Raw genomic sequence first — 7,265 nt, 5'->3', positions numbered from 1 at the left:
GCCTGAAGAACGCGCTCAAGGCCGCCAACGGCTGGACCGACGCGCAGGCGTACGCCCGGATGGGCATCTCCGGCATGAACGGCCTGTCCGACCAGCAGGAACTGACCACGCTGGCGGCCTGGACGCAGATCCGCGACTGGGCCAGGTCCAAGGGCCTGACCCGCCTGGCCTACTGGGCGGTCAACCGCGACCGTCCCTGCCCGGGCGGCGGCGTGGCCGCCCACTGCAGCGGGATCGCCCAGAACGACTGGGACTTCACCCGCGTCACCGCCGGCTTCTGAAGCACGCGACCCGCACGACCTGCACGATCCGTACGGCCGGCACGACCCGTACGGCCCGCACCCCGCCCGGGGTGCGGGCCGTACCCCCACGACACCCTCTTAAAGATCTTTGCGGGGTAAATCGGATGTACCTCAGGAAACTCGCCGTGGCCGCCGTACTGGCGCTCGGCGGGACGACGCTGGCCGCGACACCGGCCCACGCGGCCAACATCGCGACGAACCCGGGCTTCGAGAACGGGCTGAGCGGGTGGACCTGCTCCGCCTCCTCGGGGGCCACGACCGTCTCCTCACCCGTGCACGGCGGGACCAGGGCCCTGCAGGCGACACCGGCGGGGAACGACACCGCCCGCTGCCGGCAGACGGTCAGCGTCAGGCCGTCCTCGGCCTACACCCTGTCGGCCTGGGTCAGGGGCGGCTACGTCTTCCTCGGCGCGACCGGAACCGGCGGGACCGACCCCAGCACGTGGACGTCCTCGCCGTCGTCCTACGCCCAGCTGTCGACCTCGTTCACCACCGGCGCCTCGACCACCTCGGTGACGATCCACGTCAACGGCTGGTACGGCCAGGGCGTCTACCAGGCCGACGACGTCGTCCTCGACGGAGCGCCGGGACAGGGGCAGCCTCCCGCGACGCCCACCGGGCTCACCGGCACCGGCAACGCCACCACCGCCTCGCTGAGCTGGACCGCCTCTTCGGGCGCCACCGGCTACAACGTCTACCGCAACGGCACCAGGGTCGGCACCGCCACCGGGACCACCTTCTCCGAGACCCCCGGCGCGGGCAACCACTCGTACCAGGTGAGCGCGACGAACGCCTCGGGCGAGTCGGCGAGGTCCGGCGCGGTCTCCGTGACGGTCGGCAACGACCAGCCACCGCCCCCGTCCGTACCGTCGGGGCTGGCCGCCACCGCCAGCGGCACGAGCGTCTCGCTGAGGTGGAACGCCTCCTCGGGCGCGACCGGCTACAACGTCTACCGCAACGGGACGAGGGTCGCCACCCCCACCGCGACCTCCTACACCGACACCCCGGGCGCGGGGACGCACAGCTACCAGGTGAGCGCCTCCAACTCCGCCGGCGAGTCGGCGAAATCCGGCGCGGTCTCCGCGACCGTCACCGGCACGCCCCCCGGCGACCTGCCCAAGCGGGTGCTGGTCGGCTACCTGCACGCCTCGTTCGCCAACGGCTCCGGCTACACCCGGATGGCGGACGTGCCCAACGAGTGGAACGTCATCAACCTGTCCTTCGGCGAGCCCACCTCGGTGACCTCCGGGGACATCCGCTTCACCCGGTGCCCGGTCGCCGAGTGCCCCAACGTCGAGTCCGAGGCCGAGTTCATCGCCGGGATCCGGGCCAAGCAGGCACTCGGCAAGAAGGTGCTGATCTCGATCGGCGGCCAGAACGGCCAGGTCCAGCTGAGCACCACGGCCGCGCGCGACAAGTTCGTCCAGTCGGTGGGCGCCATCATCGACAAGTACGGCCTCGACGGGCTGGACATCGACTTCGAGGGCCACTCCCTCTATCTCGACAACGGCGACACCAACCTGTCCGCCCCCACCACCCCGGTCATCGTCAACCTGATCTCCGCGCTCAAGACCCTCAAGGCCAGGTACGGCGCCAGGTTCGTGCTGACCATGGCCCCCGAGACGTTCTTCGTCCAACTGGGCTACCAGTTCTACGGCCCGGGCCCCAACGGCTCCGCCGACCGGCGGGCCGCCTCCTACCTCCCCGTCATCCACGCGATGCGCGACGACCTGACCCTGCTGCACGTCCAGGACTACAACTCCGGACCGATCATGGGGCTGGACGACCAGTACCACACCATGGGCGGCCACGACTTCCACGTCGCCATGACCGACATGCTGCTCGCCGGCTTCCCCGTCGCGGGCAACCCGAACAACGTCTTCCCCGCCCTGCGCCAGGACCAGGTCGCCATCGGCCTGCCCGCCGCCCCGTTCGCGGGTAACGGTTTCACCACGGTCGCCGAGGTCCAGAAGGCCTTCGACTGCCTGGCCAAGGGGACCAACTGCGGGTCGTACCGGCCGAGAGGGGTCTACCCGAACCTCCGCGGCCTGATGACCTGGTCGATCAACTGGGACAGGTACAACGCCTTCGAGTTCTCCCGCAGCCACCGGGCCTATCTCGACGGCCTGGGCTGAAAGCCCCTCGCCGCCGGGGGAGACGGACTTCCGGCGGCGAGGTTCCCCCTTCCGTCTCCGAGGGCGTGCGCACCCGTGCCCGGAGGCGGTCGCCCGTCGTGACGGCCCGGATTCCGGAGGCCGGGAAAACTGGCAGAGTGGTCTCGGTTTGGAGATCCGGGTGGCTGGTTGGTCGCCAGGTCCGGCAGGCTAGGGGCCGTCATGGACTACGCAATTCTCACGGGGTTCGTCCTCGTTCTCGGTGTCGTGCTCGCCCTGGTCGCGCAGTGGAAGGGCTGGAGACCCTCGCTGCTGGTCGTCCTGGGGGTCGGAATAGCCTTCCGGGTGCTCATCATGGCCACCTCGGCGGTGGACACCTGGCAACCGGTCGACTTCGTCAACAGCTTCAAGCCCGCCGGCGAGGCGGTCCTGAACCGAGAGGACCCCGTTCTGGGCAGCTCGGGAGGCTGGCACTTCCTGCCGACCATCCCCTACGTCTACGGCCTCCTGCTCTGGCTGGGCATCCCCTGGGAGATCGGCGGTCGCCTGGTCACCGTGGTCGCCGACATCGTGCTGATCCCGCTGGTCGGCAAGCTCGCCGGAGGACCCAAGGCGTCGCTGCGCGCCTTCCAGTACGCCTGCAACCCGCTCGCCATCCTCGTCGCCTCCGTCCACGGCCAGGTCGAGCCGGTCGCCCTGGTCTTCGGCGTCGCCGCCTTCGTCGTGGCCCGGGGCCCCGGCGACCCCGACCGGCCGGGCATGACCACCAACCCGCTCGCGCTGGCACGGCAGAGCGTCGCGCTGCACGGTCTCGCCGGCGCCGTACGACACGCCTTCGGCCCCGAGGGAGTGATCCGTAGGGCGCTCACCCCGCGCCAGGGCGACCGGCAGTCCCTGCGCCGCGCCCTGTTCGCGGGACTGCTGATGGGACTGGCGCTGTGCGCCAAGAGCTGGCCGATCTGGCTCATCCCCGGCATGCTCCTGCTGCTGCCCACCTTCCGCGCCCGCGTCGTGGCGTTCGTGGCCACGGGCATCGCGCCGGTCTTCTTCCTGGTCACCCTGCCGATCTTCGCCGGCACCTCGCTGAGCCAGATCCCCGAGGTCATCCGGGTGATCCAGGACGTCCGGCCGATCGTCGGCCAGTGGGGCTGGACCGCCGTCGGCATGCACGGCGTCAACGACCTGGACCAGGATTTCGCGACGTTCGGCACCCGCCTGATCTACGTCACCATGCTGGCGGTGGCCTTCGTGTGGCGCCGCGCCGACCCGATCGACCTCACCACGGCGCTGCTGCTCGCCTTCATGGTCGTCACCCCCAGGCTCGGCGCGCAGTACCTCCTGTGGTTCATGCCGTTCCTGATCGCCCGTCCCACCCGCTTCGCGTGGCCGGCGATCATCGGCGTCTCCCTCTGGGCGGGCTACGGCTACCTCTACATGACGCAGTTCGACTCCGCCACCTGGCGAAGTCTCCACGTCGTCTGGTCGCAGTCCTCCATCGTGCTGCTGCCGATCCTGGCGCTCGCCATGCCGTGGGGACGCCGTGTCCCCCGCGCGCCCGTCGCCTCTCCCGAGGGGCCACCCCCCTCGGCACCTGTTCCGGCGTCCGCCTGACGTCTCGCGGCGTCCGGATCCCGATGCCCGCCCGAACGCGCCGGTCGTTCCCCTCTCGGCCCCTCAGCGCCTCGGCCCTTCAGCCCCTTGGCCCTGTGGTCCGCCCTCGGTCCTGGGTCCGTCCGGGTCGCCCGCTCCCGGGGGTACGCCCGCCCCGGTGCCCCGTCACCGCCGCGTGACGGGGCACCGGGGCGGCCCGGGGCGGCTGGTAAATTCCGGTTCTGTGACGAGCACCGTGGAAATCCTGCGTTACACCGCCTTCACCCACGATCCCGAGGGGGGCAACCCCGCCGGGATCGTCCTCGACGCGGCCGGGCTCTCCGACGCGGAGATGCTGGCCGTCGCCGCCGAGGTCGGATACTCCGAGACGGCGTTCGTGACCGCACGCGACGACGAGCGACGCGCCTTCCGGGTCCGATACTTCGCCCCCTCGGCGGAGGTGGCGTTCTGCGGGCACGCCACGATCGCCACCTCGGTGGTGCTGGCCGAACGCCTCGGGACCGGGCGCCTGGCGTTCGACACCAACGCGGGCGAGATCGTCGTCGACACCGAGATCGCCGACGACGCGCTCCGGGCCACGCTCACCAGCGTCCCCACGCGCTCACGGCCCGTCGCGGAGGACGCGCTGGAGGAGGCCCTCGCCGCCCTCGGCTGGTCCCGCGAGGAGCTCGACCCGGCCTTCCCTCCGCACGTCGCGTTCGGCGGCGTGGAGCATCTCGTGCTCGCGGCCTCCTCGCGCGAACGCCTGGCCGGCCTCGACTACGACTACGAGCGGCTGAAGGCGCTGATGACCCGCGAAGGCTGGACGACGGTGAACCTGTTCTGGCGGGAGAGCGACGAGCGGTTCCACGCCCGTAACCCGTTCCCGGTCGGGGGCGTCGTGGAGGACCCCGCCACCGGGGCCGCCGCCGCGGCCTTCGGCGGTTACCTGCGTGTTCTCGGGAACGGCTCCCCGGAGTTCACGGTCATCCAGGGGGTGGACATGGGGCGGCCCAGCACGCTGAAGGTCTCGATCGCCTCCCCGGACGGCCGCAGCCGGGTGAGCGGCGGAGCGGTGGCGCTGGAGACCGCCTGACCTGCGTCCGGTCAGGTGGTCCCGTCGCCGCCCTGGTCGAGCAACCGGCCCAGGGGCACTCCCGCCAGCCGCCGTACCTCGTTCGCCATGTGCGCCTGGTCGGCGTACCCGCTGACCGCGGCGGCCTCGGCCGCCGTGACGCCGCGCCTGGCCAGCCGCAGTGCCCGCTGGAACCTGACCACCCGCTGCAGCACCTTCGGGCCGTACCCGAAGGACCGCAGGGACCGGCGCAGGAGCTGTCGCTCGCCGAACCCCAGGTCCCAGGCCACCTCCCTGACGCTCCGGCCCGCCCGCAGCGCCTCGGCGATCGCGGGCGCGGCCGGGTCGGGGCCGGGCGCCGTGCGCAGCCGTACGGCCAGCGCCCGCTGTACGACGTCGGAGAACGGCTCCGGCCGCCGGATCCCGGCCGGCCCGCCGGAGGGCTCCGGCCCGGCCTGTGCGGTGAGCGGTTCCAGCTCGGACAGCTCCGCGAACGGCCCCAGGTCGGACAGCGGCACCCGCAGGTCGCGCAGGCTGTCGAGCGGCACGCCGAACAGCTCGCCCACCGCGCCGGGCCTGAACCGGATCCCCGTGTAGTGGTTGCCCGGCGTCATCCGGACGGATTTCGGGCCCGTGTCGGGCCCCGCGACAAGCGCCCCTTTCGGGCCCCAGATCAGATCCACGCAGCCGTCGGGCACGACCAGCTGCGTCATGACGGAGGTGGCCTCGTTGCTCCACACGCAGGCCACCCGCCCGGCGAGGCGGGAGTCCGGCGCCCACTCGCGATACATGACCTCAGGGTACGGGCGAAGGAGGAGTCTTCTCCTGCCCTCCGCCCGGCTTCTTCCCCGCGCCGGATCGCCCGTCGTCGGGGACGTCCCCGGAGACGAGAGCGGCGGCCCAGTCACCGTCGGGATCGCTGTCGATCAGCAGCGCCCGGGTCAGCAGGCTGAGCGGGATGGCCAGCAGCGCGCCCAGCGGGCCGAGCAGGAACGTCCACAGGATGAGCGAGAGGAAGGTCACGGTGGTGGACAGGCCGACGGCGTCACCGAGGAACTTCGGCTGGATCAGTGACTGCACCACGAAGTTGATCAATATGTAGGCGGCGATCACGAAGATCATGGTTTTCGGCCCGCCCTCCAGGAGACCGAGCAGGGCGGGCGGGATCAGTCCCAGGATGAAACCGACGTTGGGGATGTAGTTCGTGATCAGTGCCAGTACTCCCCAGAGGAGGGGGAGCGGCACGCCGAGGATCCAGAGCGCGGCCACGTCCAGTGCGGAGCAGATCAGCCCGAACCCCGTCGAGACCAGGAGATAACGGCGGGTCTTGTGGCCGAAGTTGCTGAGTGCCTCGATGAGCAGGGGCCTGCGCGCCGCTCCCATGGCGAGGATCCTGGAGAAGGCCTGAGCGTCCAGGCACATGGCCAGGAGCAGGACGATGACGAGGACCAGGCCGGAGAAAACGCCCAGCAGCCCTGAGACGAATCCCTGCGCGAGCGCGAAGATCTTGCCGGGGTCGAAGGAGTTGATCGCCTCGTTCATCTGCTGGGTGCCGATGCCGAGCCTGGCCGCCTGCTGTTGCGCCTCCGCGACGAGCTGGTTGAACTGCGCGTCATAGGTGGGCGCGAGGGCCGCCATCTGCGCGACCGCCACGGTCAGGATCGCCACCATGCCCAGGAGCACCAGCAGCACGATCGCGAGGGGGACCGCCACCAGCGTCCACCCGGGAGCCCCGCGTTCGCGAAGCCACGTCCTCACCGGGGAGACCGCCAGGACCAGAACCAGGGCCAGCAACACCGGCCCGACGATCGACCCGATCTCTCTGATCCCCGCCAGGGTGACCACGGCGCCCGCGGCGCAGAGGAGCACGACGAGCGCCCTGGGCAACACTCTTTGGTCCGTCATGACGGATCTCTACCCAGCGGGTGAGAAACACGTCATGGCGGGGCGCGCTCTTCGATTTGACGGGGCTCGGCGGCGTACATAGAGTTCACAGGCCCGAGGGGGTCGGCGGAGATCGCCAGAGCCTCGGGAACCTCCTTCTGATCACCTCCCTTCGTCGGGGCGCATGCGTCACGCCGAAGTCCGGTTGGACAACGACCGGATGTTGGAGTAAGTTAGAGGGGTTGCCCTGGAAACGGGGCAGTCGCAATCCTAGCGGGTTCGGCGGGATCGAGTCGAGAG

At 70.8% G+C, this 7,265-nt stretch carries 5 protein-coding genes and 1 pseudogene; 4 read left to right on the top strand and 2 right to left on the bottom strand.

The annotated features are described in order from the left end of the window. The 4 genes and pseudogenes from AB0G15_RS43015 to AB0G15_RS43000 all read left to right on the top strand — a co-directional run. Positions 1-281 (top strand): annotated as a pseudogene (locus tag AB0G15_RS43015) (chitinase); the annotation flags it as partial. 125 nt (positions 282-406) lie between these two features. Continuing rightward, positions 407-2,437 carry a glycosyl hydrolase family 18 protein gene (locus AB0G15_RS43010; protein ID WP_362851441.1) on the top strand — a complete coding sequence of 677 codons (2,031 nt, stop codon included), beginning with the start codon at positions 407-409 and terminating at the stop codon, positions 2,435-2,437. 201 nt (positions 2,438-2,638) lie between these two features. After that, on the top strand, positions 2,639-4,027 hold the full coding sequence (locus AB0G15_RS43005) for a hypothetical protein (protein WP_362851439.1): 1,389 nt from the start codon (positions 2,639-2,641) through the stop codon (positions 4,025-4,027). Between the two features lie 223 nt (positions 4,028-4,250). Further along, on the top strand, positions 4,251-5,102 hold the full coding sequence (locus AB0G15_RS43000) for a PhzF family phenazine biosynthesis isomerase (RefSeq protein ID WP_362851437.1): 852 nt from the start codon (positions 4,251-4,253) through the stop codon (positions 5,100-5,102). A gap of 11 nt (positions 5,103-5,113) precedes the next feature. Here AB0G15_RS43000 and AB0G15_RS42995 read toward each other — a convergent pair whose 3' ends face one another. Next, entirely contained in the window at positions 5,114-5,872 is a 759-nt protein-coding gene (locus AB0G15_RS42995; protein ID WP_362851435.1) for a DUF6597 domain-containing transcriptional factor, read from the bottom strand. Positions 5,873-5,876: 4 nt separating this feature from the next. Then, on the bottom strand, positions 5,877-6,986 hold the full coding sequence (locus AB0G15_RS42990) for an AI-2E family transporter (RefSeq protein WP_362851433.1): 1,110 nt from the start codon (positions 6,984-6,986) through the stop codon (positions 5,877-5,879). Between the last annotated feature and the right edge of the window lie 279 nt (positions 6,987-7,265).

The sequence above is a fragment of the Streptosporangium sp. NPDC023825 genome (assembly GCF_040639575.1).
In the GTDB taxonomy this organism is placed as follows: Bacteria; Actinomycetota; Actinomycetes; order Streptosporangiales; family Streptosporangiaceae; genus Streptosporangium.
This window is presented reverse-complemented; position numbering and strand designations above follow the sequence as displayed.